Raw genomic sequence first — 16,976 nt, forward strand, 5'->3', positions numbered from 1 at the left:
GTGATCGATCGCGCCGCGATCCAGGCGATCCCGGACAACGGCCCCACCTTCCTGCGGCGCTATGCCGATTATATCGCCGCCTCGGCAACGGTCCCGGACAGCTGGCGCGGCGACTCCGAAGGCTTCTCCAAGATCGAGGAGGATCCCAACCATGGCTGGTTCCGCGAGCAGTTCACCTTCCTGAAGCCCATTCCGCGCTCGCGCTACGCGTTCATCATCGCGCTGTACAAGCGGTACGAGACGATCAAGGACAGCGATCCCGCCACCGCCGCGCGCACCAATATCCGCTGGACGGGCACGCTGCCCTATGCCGCGATGGAAGCCTATGAGCGGCTGATCGTGTGCATGCGGGCGATCCGCGCGGCGCAGGCGAGCGGCAGCGATGCCTCGGCGCCAGAGCAGAACTGCGCCTTCCAGGTGATCCGGCTCGGCCATTATATCGGCGACGGCGCGCAGCCGCTGCACGACTCCGTCAACTCGGACGGCTGGCTCGGCCCCAACCCCAACAACTATACCCGCGATCGCAGCATCCATGGGCGGTTCGAGAGCCGTTTCGTCGACGCCATCGGATTGCAGCCGGGGGACATCGTCGGGCAGATCGGCGCGGTGGGCCACCAGCAGGGCGACATGTTCACGGCCGTGCTCGGCTTTCTCGACCAGTCGGGCGACCGGATGGAGCGGGTCTACCAGCTGGAAAAGCGCGACGGCTTCGCCAACCCGGCCGATAAGGACGTGCGCGCGCTGATCTATGAGCGGACGGCGGCGGGTGCGGCGATGCTGCGCGACATGCTCTGCCGCGCCTGGGCGGAAAGCGCAGTACCCCCCGCCAAGGTTACGCCGTCGCCGCTGGATTTCTCCAATCCCCGCTTCGACCCGGAAACCGGCTCGGCCCCTGCCTGACGGCACGCCCGCCAGTCGAGCGCGCGCAGCAGCCGCGCGTGGCGATCATGATCGAGGGTGAAGCGGCGGAGCAGCAGCATCGCCAGCAGCGCGCCGGCCAGGGGCACACCCAGACCCAGCCCCAGCATGCCCAGCCGCACCGCCAGCGGCTGGACGGCCCCGGGCACATAGCCGAGCGCCGCCAGCGCCCAGCCGATCGTCGCGGTGGCGGCGGCGCCGCTCGCCTTCACCAGCACCAGGTAGAAGGCGAACAGCCCGGTTTCGAAACGGCGGTCGTGCCGCCACTGGACCACGTCCACCGCATCGGCGAGCAGGCCCCAGGGCAGCATGAACACGCTCGCAAAGCCGAAGCCGATCAGCGCCGCGGCGGCCAGCTGGCCCGGCGGCCACGCGATCGTCATGGCGAAAAGCAGCATGCCGAACGCGCTTACCGCATGTCCCGCGGCAAGCAGCCGGCTCTTGCTGTGGCGGTGGGTCAGCGCGGTCCAGCCGAGCACCCCGGCAAACTGGCCGCAGGTCATCGCACCGAGCAGCATCGTCACGGCCCCGGGCCGATCCACCACATAGCTGCCGAGATAGATCAGCATGCGCCCGAAACACGGCATCGCGAACCCGGTGAGCAGCGCGAGCGCGCCCATGCCCAGCACCATCGGATCGCGGAGGGGCACGGCAATTCCGTCTCCGGTGCACGGACGCGGCGCCGCATCCGTACGCCGGCCGGCCGAGGCCCAGGCGCACAGCAACATCGTCAGCGCAAAGGCCAGTCCCGCGCCGATGCCGGTCAGCGCCAGCGCGCCGAAATGATGGGCACGCCCGGCCTGCTGGACCAGCGGGGTCAGCACGGCGGCGATCGTCAGCGCGCTCGCGGTGCTGAACAGCAGGCGATAGCCCGAGACGCGGCCCCGCGCGCGGCTGTCGCTGGTCACCTGCGCCATCATCGCATTGTGTGGCACGTCAACCAGCGCATAGGCCCCGCGAAAAATGAGGATCGCCGCCGCTAGCATCCAGGCCCGATGGAGCCCCAGCGCGGGCATCGCATAGATGAGCGCGAAGGCGGCGGCGGAGGGAATGGCGGCGAAGGTGACCGCCCAGCGATAGCCGCGGCCCGCCGCGCGCCAGCGGATCACCAGCCGGGCGGCCAGCAGATCGAACACCAGGTCTCCGCCGACGGCGAACAGCATCAGCCCCGCCGCCAGCGTGCCGGGTAACTTCAGCACGTCGGTCAGCAGGAACAGGATCGTCAGGTCCGCGCCGCTGAAGACGAGGGCCTTGCCGAAATTGCCGGACGCATAGGCGAGCATCCGGCCTTCTGAGGCGATGTCAGCGATAGGGCGCGTCCCGAACGATCGGCCGGGCGGCGGCATCGCGCCCGGTCTCCACCGTCTTGGCGGTAGAAAGGCTTGGTGTCATTTTGGCGACGGTCGGAACATCATCCTCCCTGCACCGGGGGCCGCTGCCCGCCCGCGAGTGTCCGCGCCTTGTCCTGCGCGGTCAGCACCAGCTCGGCGGCGAGCAGTGCCTGTGCCTGGTTCTGCGCGACCTCGGTGCGCTGGACTATGTCAGTCACGAATTGCGGACCGAAGGGCAGCGGCACGGTGCTGCAATCGATATAGCGGGTGCCCTTGGCGTCGGCGAGGAAGAGGTGGTTGCCACCCGGCCGCCCCTGAATGTCGACATATTTTCGCAGCTCGATATAGCCCTCGGTGCCGAGGATGAAGACGCGGCCATCGCCCCAGGTCGGCAGGCCGTCGGGGGTGTACCAGTCGACGCGGACATAGCCGGTGCCGCCATTGCCGGTCAGCATCATGTCGCCGAAATCCTGGAACTTGGGATGGTTCGGCGTAGCGTAATTGCCGACCTGCGACGCGACGACATGGGCTTCGGTGGAGCCGGTGTAGAAGACGAACTGGTCGGCCTGATGGCTGCCGATATCGGTGAGGATGCCGCCATAATTGGCGACGTCCCAGAACCATGCGGGGCGGCTGGGCGCGCTCACCCGGTGCGGGGCGATGTTGATCGTCTGCACCACGCGGCCGATCGCGCCGGCATGGACCAGCTCGCCCGCCTTCACCGCCGCGCGCACCTCAAGCCGTTCCGAATACATGATTGCGAACTTGCGCCTGGTTTCGGCGATCGTCCGGCGCACCTCGGCGAGCTGGGCGAGGCTGGTGATGCCCGGCTTGTCCGAGAGGAAGTCCTTGCCCGAGCGCATCACGCGGACGCCGAGCGGCGCACGGAGATTGGGGATCGAGGCGCTGGCGACCACCTGCACGCTCTTGTCGTCGAGGATCTCGGCCTCGCTGCGCGCCACCTTCACGTCGCCATAGCGGGCGCGGAAGGGGACCAACTGCTTGGGATCGCCCGCATGCACCGCCACCAGTGTGCCGCCGCCGCGGATCAGCGCGTCGGTCATCGCGTAGATGTGCGAATGGTCGAGCCCGATCACGGCGAAGCGGATGCGGTCCTTGGCGCTCGGGTCCGGCCCGGTCGGCGCGGCATTGGCGGAGACGCCGTTGCCCTGCGCGGTCGATTGGGCGCGGGCCGTGCGGGCGAGCCCGGCGCCGATAAGGCCGGCGCTGGCGAGGAGCAGGCGGCGGTCGATCATGTCCATGATGGTGTCCCTTGGGGAGAAGGTCAGAAGGTGACGAGGTCGGTCGGCCAGGCGAGCGCCTTGCCCTGATCGATCGCCTGCTCGCCGAGCAGCGAGGCGACGCTCGCATGATAGGCCTGGGCGAGCAGGCCCGGCACTTCCTTGCCGCTGCGCACCGCTTCGCCGAAGCCCTCGAACTGGAGCATCGTCTCGTCATATTCGCCCCAGCCGAGCGAATCGCCGGGGGTGGTGACGGGGAGTTCGGGGAACCAGGTGGCGCCGCCGATCGGCACGGTGTTCTTGCGGCCGGCCTGCACATCGGCGCGCATGCGGGCGAGGGCGGGCACCGCGCCGGGCTGGACCTCCTGGTAGATGCGACCGAGCTCGGGCTCGATCGTGCCCTTGCTGCCCTGGATCTGCTCCTCGCAGCCATAGCGGGCATTGTTGAGCATCGAGGTGTAGATCACCTTTCGCCCATCCGAATAATCGTAGATCAGCGCGACCTGGTCGTAGACGTCGCGGCCGTCCTTCCAGAAACAGATGCTGCCCGATCCCATCACCCGGGTCGGCAGCCCGCCCATGAACCAGTTGGCGACCTGGAGCTGGTGCGTCGCCAGCTCGGTCATCAGCCCGGCCGAGCGATCGCGATAGAGCCGCCAGTTGATCTCGCGCTCGGTGCCGCCGGGCGGGATCTGGCGGCGCCAGCTGCGGTTGCGGTGCCAGCTGGCGCGGATCTGGGTGATCGGGCCGATCTCGCCGGCCTGGGCGCGCTTGAGCGCGTTGAGATAGGTCGGGTTGAACAGCCGCTGATGGCCGATCTGGAGGATCTTGCCGCGTGCACGGGCGCGGGTGACCATCGCGCCGCAATCGGCGATCGTCCGTGCCATCGCCTTTTCGCAGAACACCGGATAGCCGGCGTCGAGCGCGTCCATCGTGTGGCGGGCATGGAGGTCGAGCGGGGTGGCGATCACCACTGCGTCGACCTGGCGGGCCTCGAGCATCTTGCGGTGATCGGTATAGATCGGCGTGTTCGCCGGCACATAGGCGCGCGCCTTTGCCATGTGCGGCTCGAAATTGTCGCACAGCGCGGCGACGGTGCAGTTGCGCGTCTTGTTGAGGTTCTGGATCAGCGTGCGGCCGCGATCGCCGGTGCCGATCACGCCGATGCGCACGCGCGCGCCCTTGGCGATATCCTCGGCGGCACGGGCGGCCCAGGGGGCGGCGGCGCTCATCCCCACGCCGGCGGAGGCGAGCAGTACGCGATCGAGGAAGGTGCGGCGGGACAGCGCGAAATCGTTGTCGGTCATGCGGTAGGTTCCATTGATCGCGCGGCGCCGACGGGCGCGGCATGGGAAAAGCGGAAGCGGTGCTCGGGCGCTGCGGCGCAGAGCCGCTCAGCCGTGATGTCCTCGGCGACGAGCAGCGCGGTGCTCCACGCCTCGGCATCCGCGCCGGTGGCGGCAACGGCGATGGCCGTGGCGGGCGCGGAGACAAGGGCGCCGTCGGTCGGTCGGACCATCGCCGCGCGCCCAGGCTTGGCGACGCCGGCACCGGCCGTCGACGAAATGGAGAGCGACGCATCCGCTACCTCCATCTCGACGAGCCAGGCCGCCGCATCGTTTGGATGGGGGATCGCGAGCGGCCAGCCGCCGCCCAGCGGATGCTGCCCGATCACCGCGATCGAACTTTCGCCCGCCGACAGCAACGCCGATGGCACCCCCATCGCCCGCAATGCGCGGGTTGCTCGATCGAGTGCGAAGCCCTTGCCGAAGCCGCCAAAGTCGAGCGTCAACGGGCGTCCGGCGGCTACCTGTCGGGTTTTGCGATCAAGGGAGAGCGTGGCCCAGGCGCCCAGGCTCGGATCGAACAGACCGCCGGTCGCGCGCCAGAGCGTATCCACCGCCAGCAGCGCCTCGAACAACAGCGCATCCTCCACCACGGCACCCGCCCCCAGCGACAGCACGCGGTTCAACGCCGTGGCAGGTGACGGCCGGTGGATCGTCAGCGCGTCCTCCACCGAGAGGATCGCGGCCTTGGCGGCGGCGAGTGCGGCGGGGTCGTCGCAGCCGAACAGGTGCAGTTCGACCCGCGTGCCCATGGCGGCGAACCGCGCCACGCTCGCCTCCATGTCGGTCATCTCAGCCGCGCACCTCCCAGCCGGGTTCGTAGTCGACCGCCCAGAGCTTGCGCGCGGCGGCCTCCCTGGGCTTGCCGGTGGCGGGGTCGACGGTGATCGCGCCGCCGGTACGATAGGCCATGTTGCCGAGGTGGCAGAGCGTGGTGCTGATATGCCCCTCCTGGATCGGCGAGTGCAGCGCCGTCTCGGTGCCGCGGACCACGCCGAGGAAGTTGGCGGCGTGATACACGTCCAGGGCACCTTCGCCGACGGTGCCGGTCGTCTCCGATTCCGCTGGCGCCTTCACTTCGCGGATCCGCTTGCCGGCGAGGTCGTACAGCTCGAAGCCGTTGCGATCGACCACCGCAGACCCCTTGGTACCGAGCAGCAGCGTGCCCCGGCCCCGGCCATAGCGGAGCATGCCGTTGCAGCTCTCGCCGTCCCAGCGGATCGTTCGGCCGCCGTCGAAGCCGAGGTTCAGCGCGAGCGAATCGTACATCTCCCAGTCGTCGCCCTGGTAGAAGCGGCGGGCGCCGCGCGCGGTGACGGTGGTCGGGTAGGTCACGCCCATCAGCCAGCGGGCGATGTCGAGCTCGTGCATCGCGTTGTTGCAGATCTCGCCGGTGCCGTATTTCCAGAACCAGTGCCAGTTGTAGTGGACGAGGTTCGAGCGATACGGTCCGCGCGGCCGCGGACCCTGCCACATATTCCAGTCGAGATTGGCGGGCGGCGGCACGATCTGGCCCTTGCCGATCGACTTGCGGTTGTTCGCATACCAGGTCTGTGCCTCGTAGACGTCGCCCAATTCCCCGGCGCGGATCAGGTCGAGCAGCTGACGCGTCTCGATGCTGGAGCGCTGCTGGTTGCCGACCTGGAGCACGCGACCGGTGCGCTTCTGCGCGGCGATCAGCGCCTCGCCTTCGGCCGGGGCGATGCCGATCGGCTTTTCGATATAAACGTTGCGGCCCGCATTCATCGCGTCGATCGCGACCTTGGCGTGCCAATGATCGGGGGTGGCGACGGTGATGACGTCGACCGCCTTGGTATCGAGCAGCCGGCGATAGTCGCCGGTGGTCTCGACCTTGCTGCCGTGGCGCTGCGCGAATTCGCCCGCGCGCTTGGCGAGCACGGCGGAGTCGACATCGGCGAAATGGGTGACCTGGACATTGGGCTGTTTGGCGAAGGCGCTCATATGCGCCTGCCCGCGCCCGTTGACGCCGACGATGCCGACGCGGATCCGATCGTTCGCCCCCAGGATGCGCGCATAGCTACGCGCGCTGATCGCCATCGCGCCGGTCGCGACGGCGCCCTTCATCATCGTTCGACGGTCGAACATGGCAGGCCTTCCCCTCTGTTCTTTATAGTCGTGATTTCAATGGCGCGGCGCGCGCTCCTCAGAAACGGCGCAGCTTGATCGAGCGGAAGTCGACGCGGTCGCCGTGATCCTGCAGCAGAATCGCGCCGTCGGCCGTGGTGCCGAATCCGGTGACCTTGGCGAACTTGCTCTCGGCGATCGCCGCCTTGAGCGCGTCCGAGCCGCGCTCATATTCGACCACCTTGAAGCCGTTCAGCCAATGCTCGACATGGGTGCCGCGCACCAGGATCGTCGCGCGGTTCCACTCGCCCGGCGGGTTGCCGCGCTTGCCGGGGCTCGACGGGTCGGAGAGGTTGCGCGCCGGGATCAGGTCGTAGAGCGAGGCGAGGGTACGGTTGCCGTCGCGGCCCATCTTGGCGTCGGGATGGCGCGCATCGTCGAGCAGCTGATATTCGAAGCCGACGTTCGATACGCCGCCATTCTGCAGCGGCGGCAGCAGATATTTGATGCCGCTATTGGCGCCCTCGCTCAACCGGAAGTCCACCGAAAGCTCGAAGTTGCGATAGATGGCTGCGGTAGCGATATCGCCGCCCCCGCCATTCTTGTCGACCGTCAGCACGCCGTCGGCGATGCTCCAACCCTTGGCCGGGAAGGGGCCGCCCTTGGCCGAACGCCAGCCCTTGGCCGTGTGGCCGTCCCACAAGAGCGTCCAACCGGCGCGGCGCTCGGCGGCGGTCAACTGGTTGGGCTGCCAACCCTGTTGCTCGAGCTTCGTCTCGGGCAGGGCATAGCGCGCGGGCGACTCGGTGAGGATACGCAGGCCCTTGAACCGTACCTCGGGGCCTTTCGCCGCGACCGCATCGGGCAGCGCATGAACCTGGAAGGCGAGGAAACCGCGGGCATCTGTGTCGTCGATGATGTCGGCTGCGGGCACGCCGTTGAGGAAGGTGCGGATGCGATGGCCGATCGCCTCGACGCGGTAATGGTTCCAGTCGCCGGGCCTGAAGGCCTTCCGCGCCGCCTCGTTGCGGCCGAGCGTGTACAGCCACTGGCGACGTTGCTCGTCATAGATGCCCGCGCTCCACGCGCGCGGCGACGGATCGATCTCCGCCTGATAGCCGAACACCACGCCGTTCCTGTAGTCGGGCCGGCTCTGACCACGGATCATCATGCCTGAGTTGAGCGATGGGTCGGTCTTGGCATCGAACTCGACGATGAAATCGCCGTAAAGCTGGTCGGAGACGAGCCAGCTATTGCCCTTGCCGATCACGGCGCGGCCGACCAGTTCATCGCCCACCATCTCGTAGGTGGCGTTGCCGCCGGTGCGGTGCCAGCCGGCAAGGCCGGGCTTCGGCATCAGGTCCCGCCAGGGCGCGGGGGCAGTGCGCGCCTGCCGCGGCGGGGCGGAGGGAAGGGCAAGCGCGGCCGAAGACAGCGCAGTCAAAGCCAGTAACGCGAGCGTGCGAGCCACAATCACTTCCCTCATCCTATTGCCGGGCATCGTCCGCTACCAAAGGCTTGCGGCGAACAGCTCCTTATTTGCTTGGCGTAAAACGTGGTCGGGCCACTTGCAAGCGCATTGTCTGGCAGGTTGAGGGTCTGACAACGCTATCTGGGTAATTGGTAAGGCACAGTTGCCAGACAGCAGCGACCCTGTTACGCATTGTTGCAGTCGTACACCGAAAGACGGGGCGACAACACCCGCGCACTGTAAACCGTAAACACGGGCGCGCGCGAAATGGGAGAGGGGATGTGGGCACCTATCGTCGCCACAAATGCGCTTTGTTCGTATCATCGAGCGCGCTCGCTGCATTGATCGCTACTTCCGCCGCGGCACAGACCGCGCAGGAGCAACCGGCTCCCGCGCAGGAGGGCGACGGGCAGCAGGCTACCGAGATCATCGTCACCGGCTTCCGCGCGTCGCTCAACAGCGCGCTCAACCAGAAGCGCTCCGAAACGGCCGCGATCGACAGCATCGTTGCAGAAGACATCGGCAAGTTTCCGGATTCGAACCTCGCCGAGTCGATGCAGCGTATCCCGGGCGTCGCGCTGTCGCGCGGCGATGGCGGTGAAGGGCGCAACATCTCGGTCCGCGGTCTCGGCGCCCAGTTCACCCGCGTGCGCATCAACGGCATGGAAGGCGTGTCGCAGGTCAGCGGCAGCGACATTCGCGGCGGCGTCGCGACCGGCCGCTCGTTCGACTTCGTGACCTTCCCGACCGAAATCTTCTCGTCGCTTTCCGTCCGCAAGACGACCTCGGCCGATGTCGAGGAGGGCTCGCTCGGCGCGACGGTCGATCTGCGCGCGCCCAAGCCGTTCGACCAGAAGAAGGACTTCGTCTTCTCCGCCACCGCGCGCGGCATCTACAACGACATCCGCAAGGACGCGGATCCGCGCCTGTCCGCGCTCGTCTCGAAGAAGTTCGGCGACAGTTTCGGCATTCTCGGCAGCATCGCCTATTCCAAGCGCCATATCGACGAATATGCCTATTCGGCAGTCGATGTCGTGCCGACGACGGTCTACGGCCTCGCCCAGCCGGCGGGCACGGCCAATGCCGGCGTGATCTTCCCCTTCTGCACCCCCGCCGGATACATCTACAAGGGCGCGCCGGTGAACAGCCCGGTGCCCGGCTATACCCAGCCGAGCGGCGCCGCGATCGGTGCGGACGCCAACAACTGCAGCACCAACAACCCGCGGACCGGCAACCAGGCGACGTATGACTATATCATGCAGCGTACCGGGGTGAACGGAAAGCCCGGCGGCGGCGTGTACCTGCCGCGCCTGCCGCGCCCGGTGAAGAGCAGCCAGAACCAGGAACGTCTCGCCGGCTCGCTGACCTTCCAGTGGAAGCCCGACGACAATACCGACATCTCGCTCGACGGCCTCTATTCGCGCTTCAAGGTCAAGCGGATCGACACGATGTTCGACGCCCGTTCGTTCGGCCGTGCCATCTCGAACAACGGCCAGCCGCTCACCTCCGTGCGCGAGATCGAGGTCGACGGCAACGGCTCGCTGATCCACGGCCTGTTCGACGGCGTCGACCTGCGGTCCGAGATGCAGGACGAGCGATTCACTTCCGAATACAAGCAGGCAAATTTCAACTTCGACCATCGCTTCTCGGACAATTTCCGGCTGTTCGGACTGGCCGGCGTCAACCAAGCGCAGCTCGACGTGAACCGTCTGCAGGTGGCGATCGACTCCAACGACACGCGCAACTGGTCGATCGATTTCCGCGACAATCCCAATATCCCCAAGATCGGCTACGGTATCGACACCACCAATGCCGCGCTGTTCCAGTACGGGCCGCCGCTCGCCAATGGCGACCAGCGCGGGCAGCTGTCCAACTTCATCCGCCGCAACACGATCACCAGCAAGACCTTCGAGCTGAACGCCGACTGGAAGGTGACGCCCGGCTTCACGATCCAGGCCGGCGGCCAGTACCGGACGAACAAATATACGGCGCGCGAACGCCAGCTCGCCACCAACACGCCGCTGGCATTGCCGGCCGGCGCGTCGATCGCCGATTTCAGCTTCGTCACCAGCGGGATCGGCAAGAATCTCGGCGGCCAGCTGCAGGACTTCGTCTCGATCGATCCGGACAAGTTCCGCCGGGTCACCGGGCTCGACAACTATGTCTATTGCAGCATCGAATGCGCCAAGGGCACCTATGGCGGCGTCTACGAGAAATATTCGTCCGGCTATGTGATGGCCAAGTTCGACACCGAGAACATCCTGCCGTTCAAGCTGCGCGGCGATGCCGGGGTCCGCTATGTCCGCACCAGCCTCGACACCTATGGCCCGATCACCACCGCGGCGCCGGCCGGATCGCTCTATCCGTCGCGCTTCGTGATCTCCAACGTCAACCGGTCCTATGAGGATTGGCTGCCGTCGATGAACCTCGCGCTCGACATCACGCCGAGCCTCATCGCCCGCTTCTCGGCGGCGCGGGTGATGTCGCGGCCTTCCTATGGCCAGCTGATCCCGGCGGGGTCGGCGAACCTGGTGATCCAGACCGCCTCGTTCAGCAACCCGTTCCTCGATCCGATCCGCGCCAATACCCTGGACGCGGGACTGGAATGGTATTTCCGGCCCGGTTCGCTGCTCTCGGTCGCCTATTTCCACAAGAATATCGAGACCTATATCCAGACGACGAGCACGAGCCTCGCCTTCCAGGACATCGGTCTGCCGCTGTCGCTGCTCAACGGCACCCAGCTGCGCCCGACGGACCAGTTCACCGTTCAGCGCAGCAACAACACGCCGGGCGGTCCGCTGAGCGGCGTCGAGGTGAACGTGCAGCTGCCCTTCACCTTCCTGCCGGGGTTCCTCCGGAATTTCGGTGCGCTGGGCAACTTCACGCGGGTGCGCTCGAACATCCGCTACATCATCTCGCCGACGCTTTCGCGCACCGCGCCGCTGGTCGGTCTGTCCCCCGAAACGGCGAGCGGTACGCTCTATTATGAGGACAGCAAGTTCAGCATTCGCTCGACGGTCAACTACCGCTCGTCGTTCCTGACCGCGGTGCCGAGCGGATCGGTCGACGCGGATTCGACCGCCAATGCCCGGTCGATCTTCGTCGACGCCTCGGCCTCGTACAACCTTACCGATCATATCAAGCTGATCGCCGAGGTGCAGAACATCACCAACGAAACCAATCGCCTCACCGTCGACACGGTGCGCAAGGACCCGCTCTACACTGCCTATTTCGGGCGGACCTATGCACTGGCGGTCAATTTCGTCTTCTGATGCCTCCCGCCTGCCCCGGCCGGCGCACGGTCGGTCGGGGCCCCTTGCCGGAACTTTTGCGCGATGTGGAAGCTCTAGCTAAGGGCGGCGCCGCGAGATGCGCGGTAGCTGGCTGGAGCGGGCGTGGACGAAGACGACAAGGCAAGGGCTGGCAGACGGGCAGGGCGGGCGCGGCGTTGGCGTCGTCTCGCGCTGGCGCTGTTCGTCCTGCTCGCCGTTGCGCTCGCTACCGCCTGGTTGCAGCGGCGCACGATCGCCCGCGGCTTCGTCGATCGCGAGCTGGCGCGGCGCGGCGTGCCGGCACGCTACACGATCGAGCAACTCTCCCCATGGCGGCAGCGCCTGACCAACATCGTCCTCGGTGATCCGCGCGATCCCGATCTGGTTGCGGACTGGATCGAGCTGCGCACCGCCCTCACGCCGTGGCGCGCGGATCTGCTCGTCGCAAAGGCGGGCACGGTGCGGATCAAGGGGCGGCTCGCCCACGGTACGCTGTCGCTCGGATCGCTCGACCGGCTGATGCCGCCGCCCTCGGGCAAGCCCTTTGCCTTGCCGCGCCTCAGCGTCGCGGTCGACGATGCCCGGCTCCGGCTGGAGAGCGACATGGGGCCGCTGACGCTCGCGCTGCGCGGAGGCGGTCTGCTGACCGACGGGTTCTTCGGCACGCTGCGCGTCGATGCGCCCCGGCTGCACGCCGCCGATTGCGCGCTGGACGGGGTCACCGCCACCTTGCAGCTCCGCATCCGTCGCGGCGCGCCGAGCCTTGCCGGCCCGATCGCAGCGGGGCAGGTTGCCTGCGGACCGGCGCGTGTCGCGCAGGTCCGCGCTGCGCTGCGGGTGGATCTCGACCCGTCTTTCGCGCGGTGGAAGGGCGATGCGCGCGTCGCGCTGCACGAGCTCGCGTCCCCCTGGGGGCGCCTGACGGGCGGGATCGGCGTCCTCGACTTCGCCGGCGACCGCCTGCGCACCGCCGGCAAGATGGCGCTGCGGGCCGGGTCGGTCGTTGCTGCGCCGCTCCGGGCCGCTGCGGCTTCGGTCTCGGGCAGCTACGTTCTCGGCCAGTCGAGCGGGTTTGCCGGCACGCTGACGTTGCGCGACGCAGCGCTGGCGGCGCCGCTTCTCGCCCGGGTCACGCGCTACCGCGACACGGGCGCCGGCACGCCGCTCGCGCCGTTGGTCCCGCGGCTGACCGCCGCGCTCGAGCAGGCGGGACGACGCTTCGACGCCGACGCCGCGCTCGACATCCTCACCGGGCCCAAGGGGACGACCCTCCGCCTGCAGCGTGCGGCGATTGCCGCCCGTTCCGGCGCCAGGCTGCGCTTCGATGGCGGCCAGGGTGCGGTGCTCGGCCTCCCCACCGGCGCAATCGCGCTGGCCGGCCAGCTGACGATGCAGGGCGGCGGCCTTCCCGACGCAGCGCTGCGGCTGTCGCAGGCCGCCGGTGACGATGTGTTCCGCGGCACCGGCGAAGTGCGGCCCTATGCTGCCGGCGGTGCAAGCCTCGGCCTCGCCCGGCTCGACGTCCGCATTCGCGGGAAGAGTGGCGCGGTGCAGACGGTCACCGCGCTGTCGGGCCCGTTGGGCAACGGGCGGATCGATGGGCTTTCCCTCCCCATCGCGGCGCGCTGGGACGGCAGCGCCATCGCGGTCAATCCGAGTTGCGAGACGCTCGCCTTCGCGCGCCTCGCCATCGCCGGCATGGTGCTGAGCCGCCAGCGGCTCCCGGTCTGCCCGCTCGGGCCGGCGATGCTCCGGCTGCGGGGCCGGACGCTCGACGGCGGCATCCGCGCGCCCGCCGTGGCGCTGGCAGGAGCGATGGGCGGCAACCCGCTCAGCGTTGCCGCGACCGGCCTTCGTCTCGACTGGCGTGCGCGCGCCTTCGACCTTGCCGGCATCGCGCTCCGCTTGGGCGCCGAACGCCCGACCCGGCTCGACATCGCGCAGCTGCACGGTGGCTTCGGCACCGGCATGGCCGGCGGCTTCGAGGGGCTCGGCGGACAGATCGGCGCGGTGCCGCTCATCCTCTCCCAAGGCAAGGGCCGTTGGCAGGTGGCGGAGGGCGACCTGTCGCTGCTAGGCAGCTTCCGCCTCGCCGATGCCGAGCCGACGCCCCGTTTCGAACCGCTCGCCGCACCCGAAGGCCGCGTGCGTCTGCACGACGGCCGGATCGAGGCGCAGGCGGATCTGGTCGGCACCAAGCGACCGGTGTCGGTCGCGAGGGTGACGATCACCCATGATCTGGGCAAGGGCGAGGGGCAGGCGCTGCTTGACGTGCCGGGGGTCCGCTTCCAGGTGAACGGCCTCCAGCCCACCGATCTGACGCCGCTCACCTTCGGCGTCATCGCCGATGTCGACGGGCTGGTCGCCGGATCCGGCCGAATCGCCTGGTCGGGCGAGACCGTGACGAGTACCGGCCGGTTCTCCGCGACCAATATGGCGCTGGCCGCGGCGTTCGGCCCGGTACAGGGGCTGACCACCACGCTCGACTTCACCGACCTGCTCAACGTGCGCACCGCCCCGGGGCAGCGGGCCGAGGTCGCCGACATCAATCCCGGCGTGCCGGTGCGCAACGGGGTGTTCCGCTACCAGCTGCTCGATAGCCGCCGCGTGCGGGTGGAAGGCGCGCGCTGGCCGTTCGCGGGCGGCGAGCTTGTCCTCGACGCAACGACGCTCGACTTCAACGAGGCCGGCCAGCGCCGGATGACCTTCCATGTGAAGGGGGTGGACGCTGCCCTGTTCCTGAAGGAAATGGCGTTCGACAATCTCGACGCCACCGGCACCTTCGACGGTACGCTGCCGATGGTCTTTGACGAGACGGGCGGCCGGATCGAAGGCGGCGAGCTTCGCGCCCGCGCGGGCGGCCACATCGCCTATGTCGGCGAAGTCTCGCGCGAGAATCTCGGTACCTGGGGCAATATGGCGTTCCAGGCGCTCAAGTCGCTCGACTACAAGAACCTGGCCGTCCGCATGAACGGACCGCTCGCGGGCGAGATGATCACCGACATCAGCTTTTCGGGCCTCAGCCAGGGCGCGGGCACCAAGTCCAATTTCCTGATCCGCCGCCTCGCCCGGCTACCGCTGCTCTTCAACGTCCGGATCAACGCACCTTTCCGCCAGCTGCTGGATTCGGTGCAGTCCTGGTACGATCCGCGCCGCCTGATCGAGCGCAACCTGCCCGCGTTGATCGAGGAGCAGAAACGTGCAGAGGAAGCGGGCAAACCCACCGTTCAGCCGCGCGAAAGCGCGCCCCGTCCATGAAAGGCCCTGCTATGAGCTTGGAAGCATGAAACAGCGTTTGTCGGCCCGGCTCGGTGCCTGCGGGGTGGCCCCGCTGGTGTTTCTCGGTGGCTGCGTCACGGTGAACGCGCCGGACAAGCCGATCGTCATCAACCTCAATATTTCGATCACCCAGGAAGTGGTATATCGCCTCGACAACAAGGCGAAGGCCATCATCCAGGACAATCCGGGGATTTTCTGATGCGTACCCTGCTTTCCACTATCGGCATGGCGGCTGCGATCACGGCGGGGGTGATCGCGCCGGCCTTCGCGCAGCGCGATCCCGCCTATCAGGCCGCGCGCCAGCAGGGCCAGGTCGGCGAACAGCCGGACGGCTATCTCGGCATCGTCGGTTCGGCAACGCCCGCGCTGCAGGCGATCGTCAATAACATCAACATCCAGCGCAAGCGCCAATATACCCAGCAGGCGGCGGCCAGCTCGACCGTGGAGCAGATGGCGTTCGTCACCGGCTGCAACCTCATCCTGCGCACAGCGCCGGGCGAGAAATATCGGGCGCCCGACGGCCGCTGGCTGACCCGCGGCAGCGACGCGCCGGTGCGGGACCCGCGCTGCCTGTGATGCGGGCTAGAAGCGGAAACTGATCCAGCCGGCAAGGAAGTCCGAACTCCGGTAGCCGGCCTTGGTCAGCGACGGGCCGGCGATCAGATGCTCGTAGCGACCGGTCACCGAGAGCCGCGGCGTGATCGTCCACACGGCCTGCATCCGCGCCACGTCGGCGATGCGCGCATCGCGGACATTCTGCGTGCCGGCGAAGGGCTGGCCATTGGCGCGATAGACCGCGTCCCGCACATTCGCCCGCCAGGCGCGCTGATATTCCGTGCTCAGCCGCAGTTTCGGGGTCGGTGAGAGGCTCAGCGTCGGCGCCACTGCCACCAGGTTGCTGGGAGTGAGGAACAGACCGTAGCTGTAATAGATGTTGTTGCCGAACGGGGCATAGGCGTTGCGCAGCTTGCCGTTGCCATAGCCCCCGCCGCCGCTGGCATAGTCCGCATGGAAGCCGATGCGCGGCGCGGACTTCCCGGCGCCCAGCCGCAGAGTCTGTGCGAAGAAGCCCTGCCAGGCATCGATCCGCTGGTCGCGGAAATGGCCCCATTGATGGTTCACCGACCAGTCCAGCGTCATCCGCCCGGCCTCGCCCCACAGATGCGTGCCGAGATAATAGCGCGTCGCCGGTCCGATCCTGCCGCCCCAGGTGCCCACTTTGTTACGGCGGCGCCAGAAAAACGGATCGAAATAGAGCTTTGCGCCGCCGACCCAGGTCTTGGGCACCACGAACCCCAGGCTCACGCCCGAGAAGCGGCGGGCGGGATCGATCACGTCGTCATCGGTGCCGAGATCGCCATATTGGGTAGGCTTGAGATCGAACGCGTCGATCCGCATCGTCTTGCCGCGTGCCCAGGCGCGCACCCCGTTCAGCGTGAAGCGGATCGTGTTGTTGTCGCGCTGCGATACCAGCAGGTTCGGGCCGTCGGTGAACTCCTGCCGGCCGTAGCGCGCGCCGATGTCCACGCCGCCGATCTCGCCCTTCGCCTCGACGAAGAGCTGCTGCACCGCGACGTCGTTGCGCAGCGTCGCCGCGGGAGCGCCGAGCTCGACCCCGCTGATGCCGCCATGCGCCAGTTCGCCGTACACGCGCAGATGCTCGCCGATGTGGAGGTCCGCACCGCCGACCAGCCGGACGATATCGTGCCGGTGCGCGCGACTGTCGCGTAGATTGGGATTGGTGGTGTGGTTCACGCGCAGCCGGGCTTCGCCGGACAGGGTGACATATACGTCGCCGTTCGGCGTCAGCTTCACGCATTTGAGGGCGTCGATCGGATCGTCGCGCTTGGCGGGATCGCATAGCTTGCGCCAGTCTTCGGCCCAGCGGGAGAGGTTGTAGCCGGCGGTGGTCGCGCCGTCGCCGGCGGCGGCGGCCGGGTAGCCGGCGGTTTCGACGACCTGCGCGGCGGCAGGCATGCTCAGGGCGAGCGCCGGGGTGGCGCCCAGGACGCGGGTTACGCTACGCATGGGAG

General features: G+C 68.0%; 11 protein-coding genes. 4 read left to right on the plus strand and 7 right to left on the minus strand.

All coding sequences use genetic code 11. The features are described 5' to 3' along the window. Positions 1–746 precede the first annotated feature (746 nt). From A7X12_RS14450 to A7X12_RS14475, 6 genes are all read right to left on the minus strand, one after another. Positions 747–2,201, minus strand: a complete 1,455-nt coding sequence (locus A7X12_RS14450) for an MFS transporter (protein ID WP_064312291.1) — start codon at positions 2,199–2,201, stop codon at positions 747–749. Between the two features lie 128 nt (positions 2,202–2,329). Further along, positions 2,330–3,511 carry a Gfo/Idh/MocA family protein gene (locus A7X12_RS14455; protein ID WP_064312292.1) on the minus strand — a complete coding sequence of 394 codons (1,182 nt, stop codon included), beginning with the start codon at positions 3,509–3,511 and terminating at the stop codon, positions 2,330–2,332. Between the two features lie 23 nt (positions 3,512–3,534). Next, the gene (locus tag A7X12_RS14460; protein ID WP_064312293.1) at positions 3,535–4,797 is read right to left on the minus strand and encodes a Gfo/Idh/MocA family protein; all 1,263 of its coding nucleotides are present in this window, start codon (positions 4,795–4,797) and stop codon (positions 3,535–3,537) included. Beyond that, a complete protein-coding gene (locus tag A7X12_RS14465; RefSeq protein WP_064312294.1) occupies positions 4,794–5,627 on the minus strand; it encodes an FAD:protein FMN transferase in 834 nt (277 codons plus the stop codon). Before A7X12_RS14465 ends, A7X12_RS14460 begins: the two co-directional genes overlap by 4 nt. A 1-nt stretch (position 5,628) precedes the next feature. After that, positions 5,629–6,942: a Gfo/Idh/MocA family protein gene (locus A7X12_RS14470; protein ID WP_064312295.1), complete on the minus strand. Its 1,314-nt coding sequence runs from the start codon at positions 6,940–6,942 to the stop codon at positions 5,629–5,631. Between the two features lie 58 nt (positions 6,943–7,000). Next, positions 7,001–8,278 carry a 3-keto-disaccharide hydrolase gene (locus A7X12_RS14475; RefSeq protein ID WP_064312447.1) on the minus strand — a complete coding sequence of 426 codons (1,278 nt, stop codon included), beginning with the start codon at positions 8,276–8,278 and terminating at the stop codon, positions 7,001–7,003. Between the two features lie 395 nt (positions 8,279–8,673). Between A7X12_RS14475 and A7X12_RS14480 the strand changes: the two genes are divergently transcribed. The 4 genes from A7X12_RS14480 (at position 8,674) to A7X12_RS14495 (ending at position 15,519) form a co-directional block, all read left to right on the plus strand. After that, positions 8,674–11,664, plus strand: coding sequence for a TonB-dependent receptor (locus A7X12_RS14480; RefSeq protein ID WP_084445463.1), 2,991 nt, complete (start codon positions 8,674–8,676; stop codon positions 11,662–11,664). 123 nt (positions 11,665–11,787) lie between these two features. After that, complete coding sequence (locus A7X12_RS14485; RefSeq protein WP_064312297.1) at positions 11,788–14,922, plus strand: intermembrane phospholipid transport protein YdbH family protein; 3,135 nt, start codon at positions 11,788–11,790, stop codon at positions 14,920–14,922. Positions 14,923–14,947: 25 nt separating this feature from the next. After that, entirely contained in the window at positions 14,948–15,142 is a 195-nt protein-coding gene (locus tag A7X12_RS14490) for a YnbE family lipoprotein (protein WP_064312298.1), read from the plus strand. Next, complete coding sequence (locus A7X12_RS14495) at positions 15,142–15,519, plus strand: YdbL family protein (RefSeq protein ID WP_064312299.1); 378 nt, start codon at positions 15,142–15,144, stop codon at positions 15,517–15,519. The genes A7X12_RS14490 and A7X12_RS14495 overlap by 1 nt, the downstream gene beginning before the upstream one ends. Before the next feature lie 6 nt (positions 15,520–15,525). On the opposite strand, the gene A7X12_RS14500 is transcribed toward A7X12_RS14495, so the two are convergent. Beyond that, a complete protein-coding gene (locus tag A7X12_RS14500) occupies positions 15,526–16,971 on the minus strand; it encodes an alginate export family protein (RefSeq protein ID WP_064312300.1) in 1,446 nt (481 codons plus the stop codon). Positions 16,972–16,976 lie beyond the last annotated feature (5 nt).

Origin of the sequence: Sphingomonas sp. TDK1 (assembly GCF_001650735.1) — a bacterium.
In the GTDB taxonomy this organism is placed as follows: domain Bacteria; phylum Pseudomonadota; class Alphaproteobacteria; order Sphingomonadales; family Sphingomonadaceae; genus Sphingomonas.

Bases quoted from the DNA above. Each gene is read 5' to 3' on its own strand.
- A7X12_RS14450 (WP_064312291.1), bottom strand. From the start codon at position 2,201: ATGCTCGCCTATGCGTCCGGCAATTTCGGCAAGGCCCTCGTCTTCAGC.
- A7X12_RS14455 (WP_064312292.1), bottom strand. From the start codon at position 3,511: ATGGACATGATCGACCGCCGCCTGCTCCTCGCCAGCGCCGGCCTTATC.
- A7X12_RS14460 (WP_064312293.1), bottom strand. From the start codon at position 4,797: ATGACCGACAACGATTTCGCGCTGTCCCGCCGCACCTTCCTCGATCGC.
- A7X12_RS14465 (WP_064312294.1), bottom strand. From the start codon at position 5,627: ATGACCGACATGGAGGCGAGCGTGGCGCGGTTCGCCGCCATGGGCACG.
- A7X12_RS14470 (WP_064312295.1), bottom strand. From the start codon at position 6,942: ATGTTCGACCGTCGAACGATGATGAAGGGCGCCGTCGCGACCGGCGCG.
- A7X12_RS14475 (WP_064312447.1), bottom strand. From the start codon at position 8,278: ATGCCGAAGCCCGGCCTTGCCGGCTGGCACCGCACCGGCGGCAACGCC.
- A7X12_RS14490 (WP_064312298.1), top strand. From the start codon at position 14,948: ATGAAACAGCGTTTGTCGGCCCGGCTCGGTGCCTGCGGGGTGGCCCCG.
- A7X12_RS14495 (WP_064312299.1), top strand. From the start codon at position 15,142: ATGCGTACCCTGCTTTCCACTATCGGCATGGCGGCTGCGATCACGGCG.
- A7X12_RS14500 (WP_064312300.1), bottom strand. From the start codon at position 16,971: ATGCGTAGCGTAACCCGCGTCCTGGGCGCCACCCCGGCGCTCGCCCTG.